General features: G+C 63.2%; 16 protein-coding genes. 11 read left to right on the top strand and 5 right to left on the bottom strand.

Annotation, left to right across the window (positions count from 1 at the left end; genetic code table 11):
- Nucleotides 1-47: 47 nt before the first annotated feature.
- The 3 genes from clpA to icd form a co-directional block, all read right to left on the bottom strand.
- Nucleotides 48-2324, bottom strand: coding sequence for an ATP-dependent Clp protease ATP-binding subunit ClpA (gene clpA, locus U5L98_RS06230; protein ID WP_322557877.1), 2277 nt, complete (start codon nucleotides 2322-2324; stop codon nucleotides 48-50).
- A 137-nt stretch (nucleotides 2325-2461) separates the two neighbouring features.
- On the bottom strand, nucleotides 2462-2809 hold the full coding sequence (gene clpS, locus U5L98_RS06225) for an ATP-dependent Clp protease adapter ClpS (protein ID WP_322557472.1): 348 nt from the start codon (nucleotides 2807-2809) through the stop codon (nucleotides 2462-2464).
- A 209-nt stretch (nucleotides 2810-3018) separates the two neighbouring features.
- Nucleotides 3019-4275, bottom strand: coding sequence for an NADP-dependent isocitrate dehydrogenase (gene icd, locus U5L98_RS06220; RefSeq protein WP_322557471.1), 1257 nt, complete (start codon nucleotides 4273-4275; stop codon nucleotides 3019-3021).
- Between the two features lie 179 nt (nucleotides 4276-4454).
- On the opposite strand from icd, the gene U5L98_RS06215 reads away from it, so the two are divergent.
- The 10 genes from U5L98_RS06215 (at nucleotide 4455) to U5L98_RS06170 (ending at nucleotide 15688) form a co-directional block, all read left to right on the top strand.
- A complete protein-coding gene (locus U5L98_RS06215; RefSeq protein WP_322557470.1) occupies nucleotides 4455-6692 on the top strand; it encodes an NADP-dependent isocitrate dehydrogenase in 2238 nt (745 codons plus the stop codon).
- 137 nt (nucleotides 6693-6829) lie between these two features.
- The gene (locus tag U5L98_RS06210; RefSeq protein WP_322557469.1) at nucleotides 6830-7444 is read left to right on the top strand and encodes a pseudouridine synthase; all 615 of its coding nucleotides are present in this window, start codon (nucleotides 6830-6832) and stop codon (nucleotides 7442-7444) included.
- The gene (locus U5L98_RS06205; protein WP_322557468.1) at nucleotides 7441-7890 is read left to right on the top strand and encodes an NUDIX hydrolase; all 450 of its coding nucleotides are present in this window, start codon (nucleotides 7441-7443) and stop codon (nucleotides 7888-7890) included. Before U5L98_RS06210 ends, U5L98_RS06205 begins: the two co-directional genes overlap by 4 nt.
- Nucleotides 7891-8085: 195 nt before the next feature.
- Nucleotides 8086-9216 (top strand): tRNA 2-thiouridine(34) synthase MnmA, encoded by a 1131-nt coding sequence (gene mnmA / locus U5L98_RS06200; RefSeq protein WP_322557467.1) that lies wholly within the window; start codon nucleotides 8086-8088, stop codon nucleotides 9214-9216.
- Nucleotides 9213-9854 carry a high frequency lysogenization protein HflD gene (hflD, locus tag U5L98_RS06195; protein WP_322557466.1) on the top strand — a complete coding sequence of 214 codons (642 nt, stop codon included), beginning with the start codon at nucleotides 9213-9215 and terminating at the stop codon, nucleotides 9852-9854. Before mnmA ends, hflD begins: the two co-directional genes overlap by 4 nt.
- Nucleotides 9855-9909: 55 nt before the next feature.
- Nucleotides 9910-11274, top strand: coding sequence for an adenylosuccinate lyase (purB, locus tag U5L98_RS06190; protein ID WP_322557876.1), 1365 nt, complete (start codon nucleotides 9910-9912; stop codon nucleotides 11272-11274).
- Nucleotides 11271-12446, top strand: a complete 1176-nt coding sequence (locus U5L98_RS06185) for a cupin domain-containing protein (protein WP_322557465.1) — start codon at nucleotides 11271-11273, stop codon at nucleotides 12444-12446. The genes purB and U5L98_RS06185 overlap by 4 nt, the downstream gene beginning before the upstream one ends.
- A 138-nt stretch (nucleotides 12447-12584) precedes the next feature.
- On the top strand, nucleotides 12585-13019 hold the full coding sequence (locus U5L98_RS06180; RefSeq protein WP_322557464.1) for a GNAT family N-acetyltransferase: 435 nt from the start codon (nucleotides 12585-12587) through the stop codon (nucleotides 13017-13019).
- 387 nt (nucleotides 13020-13406) lie between these two features.
- Complete coding sequence (locus U5L98_RS06175; RefSeq protein WP_322557463.1) at nucleotides 13407-15005, top strand: isocitrate lyase; 1599 nt, start codon at nucleotides 13407-13409, stop codon at nucleotides 15003-15005.
- Nucleotides 15006-15220: 215 nt separating this feature from the next.
- Nucleotides 15221-15688: a glycine zipper 2TM domain-containing protein gene (locus U5L98_RS06170; RefSeq protein ID WP_322557462.1), complete on the top strand. Its 468-nt coding sequence runs from the start codon at nucleotides 15221-15223 to the stop codon at nucleotides 15686-15688.
- 146 nt (nucleotides 15689-15834) lie between these two features.
- Here the strand turns inward: U5L98_RS06170 and U5L98_RS06165 are convergent, their stop codons facing one another.
- Complete coding sequence (locus U5L98_RS06165) at nucleotides 15835-16776, bottom strand: IS1595 family transposase (RefSeq protein ID WP_322557461.1); 942 nt, start codon at nucleotides 16774-16776, stop codon at nucleotides 15835-15837.
- A gap of 110 nt (nucleotides 16777-16886) precedes the next feature.
- Nucleotides 16887-17168: a hypothetical protein gene (locus U5L98_RS06160; RefSeq protein ID WP_322557460.1), complete on the bottom strand. Its 282-nt coding sequence runs from the start codon at nucleotides 17166-17168 to the stop codon at nucleotides 16887-16889.
- Nucleotides 17169-17401: 233 nt separating this feature from the next.
- On the opposite strand from U5L98_RS06160, the gene U5L98_RS06155 reads away from it, so the two are divergent.
- Nucleotides 17402-17884, top strand: coding sequence for a peptidylprolyl isomerase (locus U5L98_RS06155; protein WP_322557459.1), 483 nt, complete (start codon nucleotides 17402-17404; stop codon nucleotides 17882-17884).
- The last annotated feature ends 107 nt before the right edge of the window (nucleotides 17885-17991 follow it).

Genomic DNA, 17991 nt, shown 5'->3' with positions numbered 1-17991 from the left:
GGCGCTGTGTGATGGTGGCCACCTGAACCTTTCGCGCTTCACCCCTCTCAGGGCGCGTCGGCCAGTTCCGACTCCGTGGAGAGCTGGAGCTCGCCCTCTTCCACGCTGACGTGCACCACCCCGCCGTGTTCGGCCAGTTCGCCGAACAGGATCAGCTCGGCCAACGGCTTCTTGAGCTTCTCCTGGATGAGGCGGGCCATCGGCCGCGCCCCCATATCCGGGTCGTAGCCCATCTCCGCCAGCCAATCCCGAGCGGCCTCGTCCACGTCGAGCTGGACTCGCTTCTCGTCGAGCTGCGCCTGCAGCTCGACCAGGAACTTGTCCACCACGTTGCGCACCACCGAGGTGGGCAGGGCATGGAACTGGATGATGCCGTCCAGGCGGTTGCGAAACTCCGGCGAGAAGGTCTTGCGTATCACCTCCATGGCGTCCGTGGAATGGTCCTGGGTCTGGAAACCGATGGAGCGCCGCGTGGCCTGCTCGACCCCGGCGTTGGAGGTCATGATAAGGATCACGTGACGGAAATCCGCCTCGCGGCCATTGTTGTCAGTCAGGCGGCCATGATCCATGACCTGCAGCAGGAGATTGAAGACCTCGGGATGCGCCTTCTCGATCTCGTCGAGCAGCAGCACGCAATGCGGTTGCTTGGTGATCGCCTCGGTCAACAGGCCACCCTGGTCATAGCCGACGTAGCCGGGGGGCGCACCGATCAGCCGCGACACGGTGTGGCGTTCCATGTACTCCGACATGTCGAAACGCACCAGCTCGATACCCATGATATGGGACAACTGCCTGGCCACCTCGGTCTTGCCCACCCCGGTCGGGCCGGCGAACAGGAAGCTACCCACCGGTTTGTCCGGCGACTTGAGCCCCGCTCGCGACAGCTTGATCGCCGCGGCAAGACTGTCGATGGCCTCGTCCTGCCCGAACACCAGCATCTTGAGGTCGCGATCGATGTTGGCCAGCAGCTTGCGGTCGGAGCTGGAGACACTCTTCGGCGGAATCCGTGCGATTGAGGCCACCACCGCCTCGACCTGGTCGACGTCGATGGTATCGACGCGCACCTCCGGCGGCAGCAGCCGCTGATGGGCGCCAGCCTCGTCGATCACGTCGATGGCCTTGTCGGGCAGGTGACGATCGTTGATATAGCGATCCGACAGCCGGGCCGCACTCTCCAGGGCTGCGTCGGTGTACTTGAGTTGATGGTGCTCCTCGAAGCGCGAGCGCAGCCCCTTGAGGATGCGGGTCGTGTCGTCCACCGAGGGCGCCATGACGTCGACTTTCTGGAAGCGGCGCGCCAGGGCTCGATCCTTCTCGAAGATGCCGCGATACTCCTGGAAGGTAGTGGAGCCGATGCAGCGCAGTTCACCGGATGAGAGCAGCGGCTTGAGCAGGTTGGAGGCGTCCATCACACCGCCGGAAGCCGCGCCGGCACCAATCACGGTATGAACCTCGTCAATGAACAGGATGGCATTGGTCTGCTTGCGCAGCTCGGCCAACAGGTTCTTGAGGCGCTTCTCGAAGTCGCCGCGGTACTTGGTACCGGCCAGCAGGGCGCCCATATCCAGAGAGTAGACCACCGCATCGCTGATGACCTCGGGCACGTCCTCCTCGACGATGCGCTTGGCCAACCCCTCGGCGATGGCGGTCTTGCCAACACCGGCCTCGCCGACCAACAGCGGATTGTTCTTGCGCCGACGGGCCAGGATCTGCACCACACGCTCGAGTTCATGATCGCGGCCAATCAGCGGATCGATCTTGCCCAGCCGCGCCTGCTCATTGAGGTTGGTGGCATAGCTGGTGAGCGGGTTGGAGCTGGTCTCGGCACTGCCCTCCTCGGCCTCCTCGGCCTCCGGCGAAGGGGACGACTGGCTCTGCCCATGACCGGCCACCTTGGAGATGCCGTGAGCGATGTAGTTGACGGCATCGACCCTTGCCACGTTCTGCTGCTTGAGGAAGTAGACCGCCTGGCTCTCCTGCTCGGAGAAGATCGCCACCAGGACATTGGCACCGGTGACTTCGCTCTTGCCCGAGGACTGGACATGGAAGACGGCACGCTGGAGCACTCGCTGGAAACCCAGGGTCGGCTGTGTTTCTCGATCCGACTGGTCCTCGGGGATCAGCGGCGTCGTGGAATTGATGAAATCCTGCAGGTCGGACCGCAGCTTGTCGAGGTTGGCCCCGCAGGCACGTAGCACATCTGCCGCAGAAGCATTGTCGAGCAGCGCCAGCAGCAGGTGCTCCACGGTCATGAACTCGTGGCGCTTGGAGCGGGCCACGGTAAAGGCCGTGTTCAGGGTCAGTTCAAGTTCTTTACTCAGCATGGCAGTCCCCTTCTCGCCGCCCAGGGCTTTGCGTCGGATCATTCATGGTCCGGCATCATCAACATCGGGTACAAACGGCGCCGTTGCAAGTCTCCCTTCAACGCAGGACCGTCGCTGTCCCTCTTAGACCATGCCGCTCAGTCCGCCGCCTCGATATCGCACAGCAGCGGATGCTGACACTCTCTTGCATATTGATTGACTTGATGGCTTTTGGTTTCAGCAATATCGCGGGTAAAAACACCACAGGTGGCCTTACCCCGGGTGTGAACGGTCAGCATCACCTGTACCGCGGTCTCGCTATCCATGTAGAAGAAGGTCTGCAGCACCTCGACCACGAACTCCATGGGAGTGAAGTCATCGTTGTGCAGCACCACCTTGAACATGGGAGGACGCGCCACTTCCGGGTCGGCATGCTGCACCGCCAGGTTGTCGTCATCTTCCTCGGGGCCCGGCGGCCGGGTCATGCCCCCTAGCGGGGACACCATGGCCGCTTGCCGCTCCAATTCATCGTCTCTACTGAACATAAGGGCCACTATCCATCTCGACAAGCCGGATGCCGCCGATCATCTCAACCTTGATTGGACGCCAGCACGCCGGCAGGGTTCACCGTCTCTATTAGATACCCGGAAACCGCAACGCAAAAGGCCCCCGTCCGCCGGGTGGCGGACGAGGGCCCCGCGTCCAGCATCGCGACTTACATGTTGTCGGCGACGGCCTGACCGAACTCGGAGCACTTGAGAAGCTTGGCATCGTCCATCAGGCGATGGAAGTCATAGGTGACCTCGCCCTTGGCGATGGCCTTCTCCATGCCCTTGAGCACCAGGTCGGCTGCCTCGACCCAACCCATGTGGCGCAGCATCATCTCCGCGGAGAGGATCAGCGAGCCCGGGTTGACCTTGTCCTGGCCGGCGTACTTCGGCGCCGTGCCGTGGGTAGCTTCGAACATGCCTATGGCGTCGGAGAGGTTGGCGCCCGGGGCGATGCCGATGCCGCCCACTTCCGCCGCCAGCGCGTCGGAGAGGTAATCGCCGTTGAGGTTCAGGGTAGCGATGACGTCGTACTCGGCCGGACGCAGCAGGATCTGCTGCAGCATGGCGTCGGCGATGACGTCCTTGATGACGATTTCCTTGCCATTGTTGGGGTTCTTCATGGTCATCCAGGGACCGCCGTCGAGCAGCTCGGCACCGAACTCCTCCTTGGCGAGTTCATACCCCCAATCCTTGAAGGACCCCTCGGTGAACTTCATGATATTGCCCTTATGCACCAGGGTCAGCGACTCACGGTCGTTGTCGATGGTGTACTGCAGGGCCTGGCGCACCAGACGCTTGGTGCCCTCGATGGAGACCGGCTTGACGCCAATGCCGCAGTTCTCGGGGAAGCGGATGTTCTGGACACCCATCTCCTCGCGCAGGAACTTGATGACCTTGTCGGCCTCCGGGGTGCCGGCCTTCCACTCGATGCCGGCGTAGATGTCCTCGGAGTTCTCACGGAAGATGACCATGTCCACATCGGCCGGCTTCTTGACCGGGCTCGGCACGCCCTCGAACCAGCGAACCGGACGCAGGCAGACATAGAGATCGAGTTTCTGACGCAGGGCGACGTTCAGGGAGCGAATACCACCGCCCACCGGCGTGGTCAGCGGTCCCTTGATGGAAACGACGTAATCCTTGACCGCCTCCAGGGTTTCTTCCGGCAGCCAGGTGTCGGCGTCATAGATCTGGGTGGCCTTTTCGCCGGCGTAGACTTCCATCCAGTGGATCTTGCGCTCGCCGTTATAGGCCTTCTGCACGGCGGCATCGATGGCGATCATCATCGCCGGTGTCACGTCGATACCGATGCCGTCACCCTCGATGTACGGGATGACCGGATTGTTCGGCACGTTCAGGGTGTTGTCGGCGTTAACGGTGATCTTCTGGCCACTCTCAGGAACGACGATCTTGTTGAACCCCATGGCGAACTCCCCTTTTGGTCTATTGAGTGGAGCCAGGAGTGTACCACTCCCCCCCAGCGGGGGTAAGCTGCGCGGGACACTTGTCGACAATCTTGGTAGGCATGTCCAACTCCGCAGGGGCGCCCGCGCATGGCACCCCCATTCCATGCCACCGCAGTGACCAGGGAGATCCACGCCCCATGCCCCACACGCCGAAGATTATCTATACCTTTACCGACGAAGCGCCTGCGCTGGCGACCCACTCGCTGCTACCGATCATCGACGCCTTCACCGACGCTGCCGGTATCGACGTGGAAACTCGCGACATCTCCCTGGCAGCACGGATTCTCTCGCTGTTTCCCGACTATCTGGCAGAAGGCCAGCATGTCGAGGATCACCTGGCCGAACTGGGCGCCCTGGCCAAGACGCCGGAAGCCAACATCATCAAGCTGCCCAACATCAGCGCGTCCATGCCCCAGCTTCATGAGGCCATCAAGGAGCTGCAGGGACAGGGCTATCCCCTGCCGGACTACCCGTACGAGCCGAAGAGCGACGAAGAGAAAGACATCCAGGCGCGCTACAACAAGGTCAAGGGGAGCGCCGTCAACCCGGTGCTGCGTGAGGGGAACTCCGACCGCCGTGCGCCCAAGGCCGTCAAGGCATACGCCCGCAAGTACCCGCATCACATGGGGGAGTGGAGCCAGGCCTCGCGCAGCCACGTCTCCCACATGCACGGCGGCGACTTCTACCACGGCGAGAAGTCGATGACCCTGGATCACCCCCGCAAGGTGAAGATGGAGCTGATCACCAAGAGCGGCCAGACACACGTGCTCAAGCCCGAGATCTCGCTGCAGCAAAGCGAGATAATCGACAGCATGTTCATGAGCAAGAAGGCGCTGCTCGAGTTCTACGAGCGGGAAATCGAGGATGCGCGCAAGACCGGCGTGATGTTCTCCCTGCACGTCAAGGCGACGATGATGAAGGTCTCGCACCCCATCGTGTTCGGCCACTGCGTGAAGATCTTCTACAAGGATGCCTTCGAGAAGCACGGCGCGCTGTTCGATGAGCTGGGGGTCGATGTCAACAACGGCATGGCGAACCTGTACGAAAAGATCGACACCCTGCCCGAGACCCAGCGCGAGGAGGTCATCCGCGACCTGCACGCCTGCCACGACCAGCGGCCGGAACTGGCCATGGTGGACTCGGCGCGCGGCATCACCAACTTCCACTCGCCCAGCGATGTGATCGTGGACGCCTCGATGCCCGCCATGATTCGTGCCGGCGGCAAGATGTACGGTGCCGACGGCCGCCTCAAGGACGTCAAGGCGGTAATGCCGGAATCGACCTTCGCGCGCATCTACCAGGAGATGATCAATTTCTGCAAATGGAATGGCGCCTTCGACCCCGCCACCATGGGCACCGTACCCAACGTCGGCCTGATGGCCCAGAAGGCCGAGGAGTATGGCTCCCACGACAAGACCTTCGAGGCCCCGGAGGACGGTGTCGCCAACATCACCGACCTGGAAACCGGCGAGGTGCTGCTCTCCCAGACCGTCGAGGAAGGCGATATTTGGCGGATGTGCCAGGTCAAGGATGCGCCGATCCGCGACTGGGTGAAGCTGGCGGTAGAGCGCTGCCGCGACTCCGGCATGCCGGCCGTGTTCTGGCTCGACCCCTACCGCCCGCACGAAAATGAACTGATCAAGAAGGTCAGGACCTACCTCAAGGAGCACGACACCGACGGGCTCGACATCCAGATCATGTCCCAGGTCCGGGCCATGCGCTACACCCTCGAGCGCGTCGTTCGCGGCCTCGACACCATCTCGGTGACCGGCAACATCCTGCGCGACTACCTCACCGACCTGTTTCCGATCCTGGAGCTGGGCACCAGCGCCAAGATGCTCTCCATCGTGCCGCTGATGGCCGGTGGCGGCATGTTCGAGACCGGGGCCGGCGGCTCGGCGCCCAAGCACGTGCAGCAGCTCCTCGAGGAAAACCACCTGCGCTGGGACAGCCTCGGCGAGTTCCTCGCCATGGGGGCCTCCCTGGAGCATCTCGCCAAGCAGTTCGACAACCCCCGCGCGACCCTGCTGGCCGAGGCGCTGGACAAGGCCACCGGCGAGTTCCTGGAGCACAACAAGTCGCCCTCCCGCAAGGCGGGAGAGCTGGACAACCGCGGCAGCCACTTCTACCTCGCTCTCTATTGGGCCCAGGCCCTGGCTGCCCAGGACGAGGATGCCGAACTCAAGAAACTCTTCACACGCCTGGCCGAGACGTTGACGGCCAACGAGGCGATCATTCTCGAAGAGCTGAACGGCGTGCAGGGGCACCCGGTGGACATCGGGGGGTACTACCATGCAGACCCCGAGCGGACGCGTGCCGTCATGCGTCCCAGCAAGACCCTGAACGACGCCCTGGCACTGGTCGCCCAGGACTGACGTATCGCCCGAGGCGACCTGCCGCCCTCTGCGGGCGGCCCTTCCGGCTCCCGTCCGCCTCTTGGCGGAGGGGAGTCGTTGCGTTATGGCCTCGGGCGTTGATTGGCGTCAGGTACTCGGTATAGTGGAAGGATACGATGAACCTTTACCTGCTGCACAAGCCCTATCGCATGCTCTCCCAGTTCACCGACCGAAAGGCCGCAGACGGGGAGCGCCGCGCGACCCTGGCCGACGTCATCGACGTGCCCGGCATCTACCCGGCGGGTCGGCTGGACCATGACTCCGAGGGGCTGCTGCTGCTCAGTGACGACGGCGAACTGATCCATCGCATCAGCGACCCCCGCCACAAACAGCCCAAGACCTACCGGGTCCAGGTAGAGGGTGAGCCCAGTGACGCCGCCCTGCAGGCTCTGCGCGACGGCGTCGCTCTCAAGGAAGGCAGGACACGACCCGCCAAGGTACGGCGCCTGACGTCGAGCGGCCTGCCCGAGCGTGACCCGCCCCTGGACACGAGACGCCACCCGCGTACCAGCTGGCTGGAGCTGACCATCACCGAGGGCCGCAATCGACAGGTCCGCCGGATGACCGCCCATGTCGGTCATCCCACCCTGAGGCTGGTGCGGGTGGCCATCGGCCCCTGGCGCCTGGATGGCCTGGCCCCCGGACAGTGGCGACGGGAGACCCTTCACGCCCCGCGCAGACCGCCGATAGGCGCTCGCCGGGCCCGAGACAAAACAGGAGGCCGACGATGAGCCGCTGGCAGCCCTATATCAGTGTGGCCACCGTGGTGGAACGGGCCGGGCGCTTCCTGACGGTCGAGGAAGACCGCGACAGTGCCGAAACCCTCTTCAACCAGCCCGCCGGCCACCTGGAGCCCAACGAACGCATCCGCGAGGCCGCACTGCGTGAGCTCCGCGAGGAGACCGCCTGGCAGGTCGGCATCACCGACTACCTGGGCATGTATGTCTACCACACCCCGGATGGCCTGACCTTCCACAGCCACGGCTTCTTCGGCATGGCGCTGGCCCATCTGGGCAATGAGCTGGACCCGGCCATTCTCGCCGTGCACTGGCTGACCCTGGAGGAGCTTGAGGCGCTTGACCGGGAAGACCGCCTGCGCAGCCCACTGGTGCTGAGGCGTGTCCGCGACGCCCTGGCAAGCCGCTTCTACCCCATGGATGTGATTCACGAGCGGTAAGCGCCTACGGCCACCGGGCTCGGCCACCGGGGTCAGACCCTTAAATGGACTTAGACATACCCACGTCTAAGTCCATTTAAGGGTCTGACCCCAACAGATAATCCCAACCGGTAATCCAGCCTAGCCCTCGGCGCCAGGGGCTCGGATCAGGTATAATCCCCGCCAATTTAAGCCACACCCGATTCGAGAGCGCCCATGACCGCCACCCTAGGCAAGGTGATCGTCGGCATGTCCGGCGGCGTCGACTCCTCCGTGTCCGCCCTTCTGCTGCTGGAGCAGGGCTACGACGTCGAGGGCCTGTTCATGAAGAACTGGGACGAAGACGACGGCACCGAGTACTGCACCGCCAAGGCCGACCTGGCCGATGCCGAGGCCGTGTGCGAAAAGCTCGGGATCCGGTTGCACACCGCCAATTTCGCCGCCGAGTACTGGGACAACGTCTTCGAACACTTTCTCGCCGAATACCAGGCGGGGCGCACGCCGAACCCGGACATCCTCTGCAACCGCGAGATCAAGTTCAAGGTGTTCCTGGAGTACGCCGAGATGCTGGGTGCCGAGAAGATCGCCACCGGCCACTATGTCCGTGAAGGGCTGGTCCGCCAAGGCATCAGCGAAGAGGTCCGCCCAAGATTGCTCAAGGGGCTCGATCCCAACAAGGACCAGAGCTACTTCCTGCATGCCGTGCCCGAGGCCGCCATCGCCCGCACCCTCTTTCCGGTGGGCGAACTGGAAAAGCCCGAGGTGCGCGCCATCGCCGAGCGCCACGACCTGGTGACTGCACGCAAGAAGGACTCGACGGGGATCTGCTTTATAGGTGAACGCCGCTTCCGCGACTTCCTCAAGCAGTACCTTCCCGCCCAGCCCGGCGTGATCGAGACCCCTGAAGGCGAGGTGATCGGCGAGCACATGGGGCTGATGTACTACACCCTCGGCCAGCGTCAGGGGCTTGGCATCGGCGGGCTCGCCGACCATCCCGACGCCCCCTGGTACGTCGCCGACAAGGTCCTCGAGCGCAATGTGCTCGTGGCCGTGCAGGGCAAGCATCACCCGCTGCTCTATACCGATTCGCTGGCCACCGAGGCCATGGACTGGGTGGCCGGCACGCCACCGGCCGACGCGGGGCGCTATACCGCCAAGACCCGCTACCGTCAGGCCGACGTGCCCTGCGAGATGCGCGTCATTGCCGACGGCAGCGTGGCGGTCCGCTTCGATGAACCTCAGCGCGCCGTCACCCCCGGTCAGTCGCTGGTCCTCTACGACGACGAGATATGCCTCGGCGGCGGGGTGATCCGCGAGACATGGAACGCCACGGAGTCTGCTTCATGACCGCCTCGACCCCGATCCACCGCGCCCCGGACACCCCGACGGCCCGCCAGACCCTGGCTCTCGCCGGGGTCTTCCAGGCCGCCAGCCTGGTCGATGAGCTCGCCCGCACCGGCCAGGTCGAGTCGCGCGCCTGGGAAACCCTGATTCGCGCCACCCTGGACACCAACCCCGAGAGCTTCGAGGCGATCTACGGCGGCCATCCCAACAACCTGCGCCGCGGCCTCGAGGTGCTCGAGGGCGTTGTCGGCCGACAGCAGGCCAACCCGGTGGTGCTGCGCTACGGCTTCTCGCTGCTGATGCTGATGAACAAGCTGCGCGGCAACGATGCCATGCTGGATGATCTCGGCACACGCCTGGCCCGTATCCAGGGCCAGGCCGAGCACTTCGGCGAGACTCATGAGAACGTCATTGCCAGCCTCGGCGAGGCCTATCAGGAAACCCTATCGACCCTCAAGACCCGCATCGTGGTCCAGGGCGACCCGTCTCTGCTGCAGAGTCGCATGATGCCCGAGCGCGTACGCGCGATCCTGCTCGCCGGCATACGTTTTGCTCTGCTCTGGCACCAGCAGGGGGGCCGGCGCTGGAAACTGGTCTTCCAGCGCGGTGACCTGAAGAAGACCCTGGACCAGTTGGGCTGAGCCCCTTCCATCTCCCTTCTCCATAGACCGGAACCCGATAATGCAAGCCGCTTCCCTGCCCTTCTCCGCCCTGACCGCCCTCTCCCCGGTCGATGGCCGCTATGCCAGCAAGGCCGAGCCCCTGCGCGAGCACTTCAGCGAGTTCGGCCTGATCCGCGCCCGAGTCATCGTCGAGATCCGTTGGCTCCAGCGTCTCGCCGAGCATCCGCAGATCATCGAGGTACCGAAGCTCTCCGCCGAGGCTGCCGCCTTCCTCGAGGCCCTGATGCAGAACTTCTCCGTGGAGGACGCCGAACGCATCAAGACCATCGAACGCACCACCAATCACGACGTCAAGGCGGTGGAGTACTTCATCAAGGAGAAGATCGCCGACCAGCCGGAGCTGCACGCTGTGACCGAGTTCGTGCACTTCGCCTGCACCAGCGAGGACATCAACAACCTCTCCCACGGGGTGATGCTGACCGACGGCCTGAAGAGCCTGCTGCCGGTGATGCACCGGGTGGCCGACGAGATCGCCCGGCTTGCCCATGAGCATGCCGCCCAGGCGATGCTCTCCCGTACCCATGGCCAGACGGCAAGCCCGACCACCCTGGGCAAGGAGATGGCCAACGTCGCCTATCGCCTGCGCCGTCAGCTCGCCCAGATCGAGCGCGTTGAGATACTGGGAAAGATCAACGGCGCGGTGGGCAACTACAATGCGCATCTCGCCACCTACCCGGAGGTGGACTGGGAAGCCAACGCCCGTAATTTCGTCGAAGGCCTGGGGCTGACCTTCAACCCCTATACCACTCAGATCGAGCCTCACGACTACGTCGCCGAACTGTTCGACGCGGTATGCCGCTTCAACACCATCCTCATCGACTTCGATCGCGACATCTGGGGCTATATCTCGCTGGGCTACTTCAAGCAGAGGACTATCGAGGGCGAGATCGGCTCCTCGACCATGCCCCACAAGGTCAATCCCATCGACTTCGAGAACTCCGAGGGCAACCTGGGGCTGTCCAACGCCATCCTCGGTCACCTGGCCCAGAAGCTGCCGATCTCGCGCTGGCAGCGCGACCTCACCGACTCCACGGTGCTGCGCAACCTGGGTGTCGGCCTGGCCTACGGTCTGATCGCCTATGAGGCCTCGCTCAAGGGCATTGGCAAGCTCGAAGCCAACCCGGCGCGTATCGCCGAGGACCTCAACGCCAGTTGGGAGGTGCTCGCCGAGCCGATTCAGACGGTGATGCGCCGCTACGGCATCGAGAAGCCCTACGAGAAGCTCAAGGAGCTGACCCGCGGCAAGCGCATCGACCAGACCGGCTTTGCCGCCTTCATCGATACCCTCGAGCTGCCTGAGGCAGTAAAGAAAGAACTGAAGGCGCTGAGCCCGGCAACTTATATCGGCAACGCCGAGGAACAAGCGAGGAACCTATGAGCTCCGATGCTCCGCTGCCCATGCTGGGCGGCCTGTCCGCCACCGAGTTCCTGCGCGACGTCTGGCAGCAGAAGCCGCTGCTGATTCGCGGCGCCTTTCCTCACTTTCAGTGCCCACTGGACCCGGACGAGCTGGCCGGGCTCGCCTGCGAGGAGGGGGTCGAGGCCCGCCTGGTGGAGCAACACGGCTCAGGCGGTCCCTGGCAGGTCCGCCACGGTCCCTTCGACGAGGCCGTATTCACCGAACTGCCCGAGCACGACTGGACTTTGCTGGTGCAGGCCGTGGACCACTACGTGCCGGAGGTGGCCGAACTGCTCGAAGCCTTCAACTTCCTGCCCCGCTGGCGGCTCGACGACATCATGATCAGCTATGCCCCGCCGGGTGGCAGCGTCGGTCCCCATGTCGACCAATACGATGTCTTCCTGCTCCAGGGCAGTGGTCAGCGCCGCTGGCAGCTGGGCGGCAAGGTCGCCGACGACGCTCCGATCCTCGACGGCATCGACCTGCGCATCCTCGAGCGCTTCGAAGTGCAAGCGGGCGACGACTGGATTCTCGAGCCGGGCGACATGCTCTACCTGCCGCCCGCCTGGGCTCACCATGGCATCAGCCAGTCCGACGACTGCCTGACGCTCTCCGTTGGCTTCCGCGCTCCCTCCGCTGATGAGGCGATCACCTCCTATGCCGACTATCTCGGTGAACAGCTGCCGGCATCGAAGCGCTATGCCGATGCCGGCATGGCACCCCCCGAAGACCCCGCCGAACTCGATGACGCCGCCTTGGCACGCATGCGTCACCTGATTCTGGACACCCTGGACGACCCGGCCCAGCTGGCCCAATGGTTCGGCCGCGTGATGACCCAACCCAAGTACGTCGACCAACTAGTCCCAACCGAGACCCCGACCGAGGTTGAGGAGCTTGTCGCCGCCCTGCAGGAGGGCGAGGAGCTGATACGCAGCCCCGGTTCGCGTTTCGCGTGGCGGGCCCTGGACGACGACCGCGCCACCCTCTTCGCCGATGGCGACGGGCTGAACTGCGCTCTTCCGCTGGCCCGCGCCTTGGCCACGGATACCCCGCTGGACGAGAGCCTGCTCGCGCTGTCCGGCGCCGACGTACTGCTCGCCCGCCTGCTCGATATCGGCAGCCTCGGCTGGGCCGGAGAATTCGAAGAGTGAGGGAAGGGAAGATCCAGCCGAGCCGGCAAGCGACAGCGCGCACGCCCTGCCGTCGCTGATCGCACGGCTGAAGAAGGGAAGAGGGAAGAGGGAAGAGGGAAGAGGGAAGAGTGTCAGGATTGTTTCAGGAGTCAACAAATGCCAGGCATCAGATTGGAAATGCGTGAGGGCAGTTGGGACGAGCTGGGCGAGGTCGCCGGCGAGATACGCCGGCTGGTCTTTATCGAGGAGCAGCAAGTCCCGCAAGAGGAGGAGTGGGACGGCCGCGACCCCGACTGTCGCCACTTCCTGGCCCTGCACGACGGCATCCCCCTGGGCACCGCCCGGCTACTGCCCGACGCCCATATCGGTCGGGTAGCCGTGCTTGCCGAAGCCCGTGGCCTGGGGATCGGCGTGGCGCTGATGCGTGCCGCCATCGAAGCCGCCCGTCGTGACGGCCATGCCCGGGTGGAGCTCGCCGCCCAGACCCACGCCCTAGCCTTCTACGAGCCCCTGGGATTCGTGGCCTATGGCGACGAGTTCCTCGACGCCGGAATTCCGCACCGCAATATGCATCTTGCCCTGGACGGATGAGTCTGGTTTCACGACGTTTTCACAGAAACCCTACTACAGGAAAAGTCTCGTCCCGACCCTCTCTGTAGTCGAGTTACAACGCCCTCTCCCCCCAAGGGTCAATTGCTAACGCCCACCATACCGGGCCATAGTGGCATCCAAGGTGAAAGTAAAACAGTTGTTTGCCAGCAGAACGAAGGTTCAGGGACACCAGCTGGCACGACCTCCTCCAGAGTTCGACTAAGGGCTTAGAGACAATCCAGGACATCTGGCCGACCCTGACGATATTTCGCAGATGCAGCATAAAATATTGCCGAGTGGTGCAGCAGGCGATTCCAGCAGCCACGACACCGATATTTTTCGACATCGTGTCCACACGATTCCACTCCTGACCCGAAGGATGGCCCCATGACGACATTCAAAGACGAACTCAAGGCTCTGGCTCAACTGCGCGAAGCCCAGCAGGGCAAGTGGGACAACATCAACCCCGAGCATGCCGCCCGCATGCGCATTCAGAACCGCTTTCAGACCGGTCTGGATATCGCTCGATACACCGCTGGGATCATGCGCGAGGACATGGCGGCCTACGACGCCGATACCGCCCAGTACACCCAGTCGCTGGGTTGCTGGCACGGCTTCATCGGTCAGCAGAAGATGATCTCCATCAAGAAGCACTTCGGCACCACCAAGCGCTCCTACCTCTATCTCTCCGGCTGGATGGTCGCCGCCCTGCGCTCCGAGTTCGGCCCCCTGCCTGACCAGTCCATGCACGAGAAGACCACCGTGCCTGGCCTGATCGAGGAGCTCTACACCTTCCTGCGTCAAGCCGATGCATGGGAACTCAACCATCTGTTCCGTGACCTCGACGAGGCCAAGAAGGCCGGTGATCAGGCGAAAGCCGACGAGGCGGTGGCCAAGATCGACAGTTTCGAGACGCATATCGTGCCGATCATCGCCGATATCGACGCCGGGTTCGGTAACGCCGAAGCTACCTACCTGTTGGCCAAGAAGATGATCGAGGCCGGCGCCTGCTGCATCCAGATCGAGAACCAGGTCTCCGACGAAAAGCAGTGCGGCCACCAGGCCGGCAAGGTCACGGTGCCTCACGAGGACTTCATCGCCAAGATCAACGCCGTGCGCTACGCCTTCCTGGAGCTGGGTGTGGAGGACGGCGTGATCGTCGCCCGCACCGACTCCCTGGGCGCCGGCCTGACCCAGAAGATCGCCGTGACCAACGAGCCGGGCGACCTCGGCGACCAGTACAACAGCTACTTGGACGGCGACAAGATCGAGAAGGCCGAAGACATCAACAACGGCGACGTGGTGATCAAGCAGAACGGCAAGCTGGTCAAGCCCAAGCGCCTGGCGTCCGGTCTCTACGAGTTCAAGCCTGGCACCGGTGAGGATCGCGTGGTGCTGGACTGCATCACCAGCCTCCAGAACGGTGCCGACCTGCTGTGGATCGAGACCGAAAAACCCCACGTCGGCCAGATCGCCGGCATGGTCAACCGCATTCGCGAAGTCTGCCCGGATGCCAAGCTGGTCTACAACAACTCGCCCTCCTTCAACTGGACCCTGAACTTCCGCCAACAGGTGTTCGATGCCTGGGAGAAGGAAGGCAAGGACGTCTCTGCCTACGACCGCTCCGATCTCATGAATGCCGAGTACGACGACACTGAACTGGGTCAGCTGGCCGACGAGTGGACGCGCAACTTCCAGCGCGACGGCGCCCGCGAGGCCGGCATCTTCCACCACCTGATCACCCTGCCGACCTACCATACCGCGGCACTGTCCACGGACAACCTGGCCAAGGGTTACTTCGGTGATGAGGGAATGCTGGCCTATGTGGCCGGCGTGCAGCGCAAGGAGATCCGCGAGGGTATCGCCACCGTCAAGCACCAGGACATGGCTGGTTCCAACATCGGCGATGACCACAAGGAGTTCTTCCACGGCGAAGCGGCACTCAAGGCCGGCGGGAAGGACAACACCATGAACCAGTTCGGCTAAGGTTGTTGGCGGTAACGACTGGACCCCTTGGGGAGGCCGATTGGCCTCCCTTTTTTCATATTGTTACTCGCCCTATGACGCTACACTCATGAGCAGAGAACCCAGCGTACTGGCCAAGCCGGTTCGCAATGGATAGGATCGATAGAAAACACTTTCCATTGACCTGTAAAGATCCCCCGACCGAGTGTTCGTCACGGACATCAAGGAGATTCTGCATGAAACGCCTTCTACCCGTTCTGGCCATCAGCATCCTGACCCTGGCCGGCTGTGCCAACACCGCCCCCTATTCGGGCAACGTCTACAGCGGTAACCAGGCCAAGTCGGCCCAGACCGTGACCTTCGGCACCATCACCGCACTGCGCCAAGTGCAGATTCAGGCCGATAGCCGCGCCGGAGGCCTGCTTGGCTCCGGGGGCGGTGCCGTGATCGGCGGCATCCTCGGTAACCAGGTGGGTGGCGGCAGCGGACGTCAGCTGGCCACTGTGGCCGGCGCCATCGGCGGCGCCGTGGCCGGCACCAAGGTCGAGGAAGCGACCAACCGCATCACCGCCTGGGAAATAGAGATCCGCCAGGACAATGGCCAGAACGTGGTCGTGGTGCAGAAGGCGGACCAGAACTTCCAGGTGGGTCAGCGCGTTCGCCTGATCGGCAGTGGCAGAAACGTCAGCGTGGCCCCTTACTGAGGGTGGGGCAGGCCTCGTTCTGAACAAGGAGCGAGCAGCCATCCACATTGGCGATCAATGAGAAAGGCCCGCGGAACATTCCGCGGGCCTTTCTCGTCCCGGTCATGACGTTAGACATAACCGGTTCACCTCAATAATTAACCTGATTACGCATAAGGCTCAGCTATCTTCAGGAACCGATATGGCATCGGCGGGGTTCTCGCCGCCACCGTGAGAAAGCGCGGAATCATGGCCTTGAGGTCATAGCGCCGATTGAAGCGGTACTCGAACTCGGCCAGGTAGCGCGGCGCATGCTGCCCGCGGATCGCATGGTAGGTGCCGGTAATGGCGTTCTTGACGTTGCCCAGCACAGTGTTGACCCAGAGAAACGCCGGGATCTGGACGCTGGCCCGGCCACTGCCGGTAATGATGCGCTCGTGGGTGTAGACCGGTGACGCGAAGGCTCGGAAGCAACCCAGGCCATCGCTGAACACTTGGCTGCCGGGCGCGATGGCCAACTGGGCATAGCGCTGTATCTCGTCGTGAGTGAAACCGCTGACGCGACGTAGCTGAATACGCTGAGGATGACCCTCGTCATCGGTCTGCACCGCGGCGACGAAGGGGAACTTGTGTTCGGCACCGCGTCCTCGCTTTCCCGGCCGCTCGCCGCCCAGGTAGGCATCATCGATCTCGATGCGTCCGCTCAGCGTCTCGCCCTGGTTACGCTCCATCATGACCTGCAGGACCTTGTGCTTGAGCTTCCAGGCGGTGTTGTAGCTGACCCCGAGCTCGCGGGACAACTGCAAGGCCGAGATGCCGTTCTTGCGCTGAGTCAGCAGATACATGGCCAGGAACCAGGTGGTGAGCGGCAGATGGGTGGCATGGAAGATGGTGCCGGCGGTGAGCGAGGTCTGATGATGGCAGCGATGACACTGGTAGAGACCCCGCGACAGCCGGCAGCCCGTGGTGTTGCCACAGTCGGGGCACACGAACCCCTCGGGCCAGCGATGCTGGAAGAGAGCCGCCTGGCACTGTTCTTCCGTGCCGTACTGCTCGAGAAACGCCGGCAGTGACAGGCCGGCCTGAAACTGGATCGGATTGCGTGCCATGACGTCGCCTCCTCTACTGGATATAACCCCAATGTAGACCAGGCTGGCGGGATGGTGGCTGATCAACATGAGTAATCAGGATAATTAAAGTGCGTGATCATTCAGTGCTGTCAGTGCATGTCGACCTTGTTCTTGGCCCAGCCGGCCAGCTTGGTGCCGATCAGTGCCACCAGGCCAATCACGATCAGGGTGACCAGCATGTCGACGGGGCGCACGATGAAAGTGGCACCGAGCACTGCCAGGGCCGGGCACCATATCCAGCGATCATCCTCGCTACGCAGCACGGCGGGCAGCAGCGCGTCGAGGATACTGCTGACAGAGGCCTCCCAGCGCTTGACGAAGAGAAACAGTAGCACGGCGAAGGCGATCAGCCAGATCAGGAAAAGGGTCATGGCACTCTCCATGGAGGGGTCGATGGAATTGACGCGGAAAGATGATATCACGCAAGGGTATCTCTGGCCGTCAGGCCACGCAACTGTACGAAAGTCCCCGGTCGCAGGCCCCTCAATGCGTGAATGTGACTCAGGCTCGGCCATCACATCCTGAATTTCCTCCATGCCCCTGACAGCCGCTTGACTGCCGCGTTACCATTACTGGCTACATGCACTCACCGAAAGGTTCATCAATGCAAATTGGGCAAAACTCCGTTGTCGCGTTCCATTACACCCTGACCAACGACGAAGGTGAGGTGCTGGACAGCTCGGAAGGCCGCGAGCCGCTGACCTACCTCCACGGCGCCGGCAACATCATTCCGGGCCTCGAGAAGCAGCTTGAAGGTCGCGGCACCGGCGACAAGCTCCAGGCCAAGGTTTCCCCGGAAGAGGGCTATGGCGAGGTTCAGGCTCAGCTCGTGCAGGAAGTGCCGCGCGATGCCTTCCAGGGCGTCGAGAACGTCGAGCCGGGCATGCAATTCCAGGCCCAGACCGAAGGTGGACCGCTGATGGTCACCGTGACCCAGGTCGAGGGCGATACCGTCACTGTCGACGGCAACCATCCGCTCGCCGGTCAGCCGCTGAACTTCGACGTGGAAATCGCCGAAGTCCGCGAGGCTAGCGAGGAAGAAGTCGAGCACGGCCACGTGCACGGCGAGGGTGGCCACGAGCACTGAACGCGCGTGTCGACCGTACCGGACGCCGGCAGGTGAATCCGGTATCACGAAGGGGCAGCCGAGGGCTGCCCCTTCGTCGTTCAGGGCGAACGATCCACACGATGTAG

The sequence above is a fragment of the Halomonas sp. genome, from assembly GCF_034520545.1.
Lineage (GTDB): Bacteria > Pseudomonadota > Gammaproteobacteria > Pseudomonadales > Halomonadaceae > Halomonas.
This window is presented reverse-complemented; position numbering and strand designations above follow the sequence as displayed.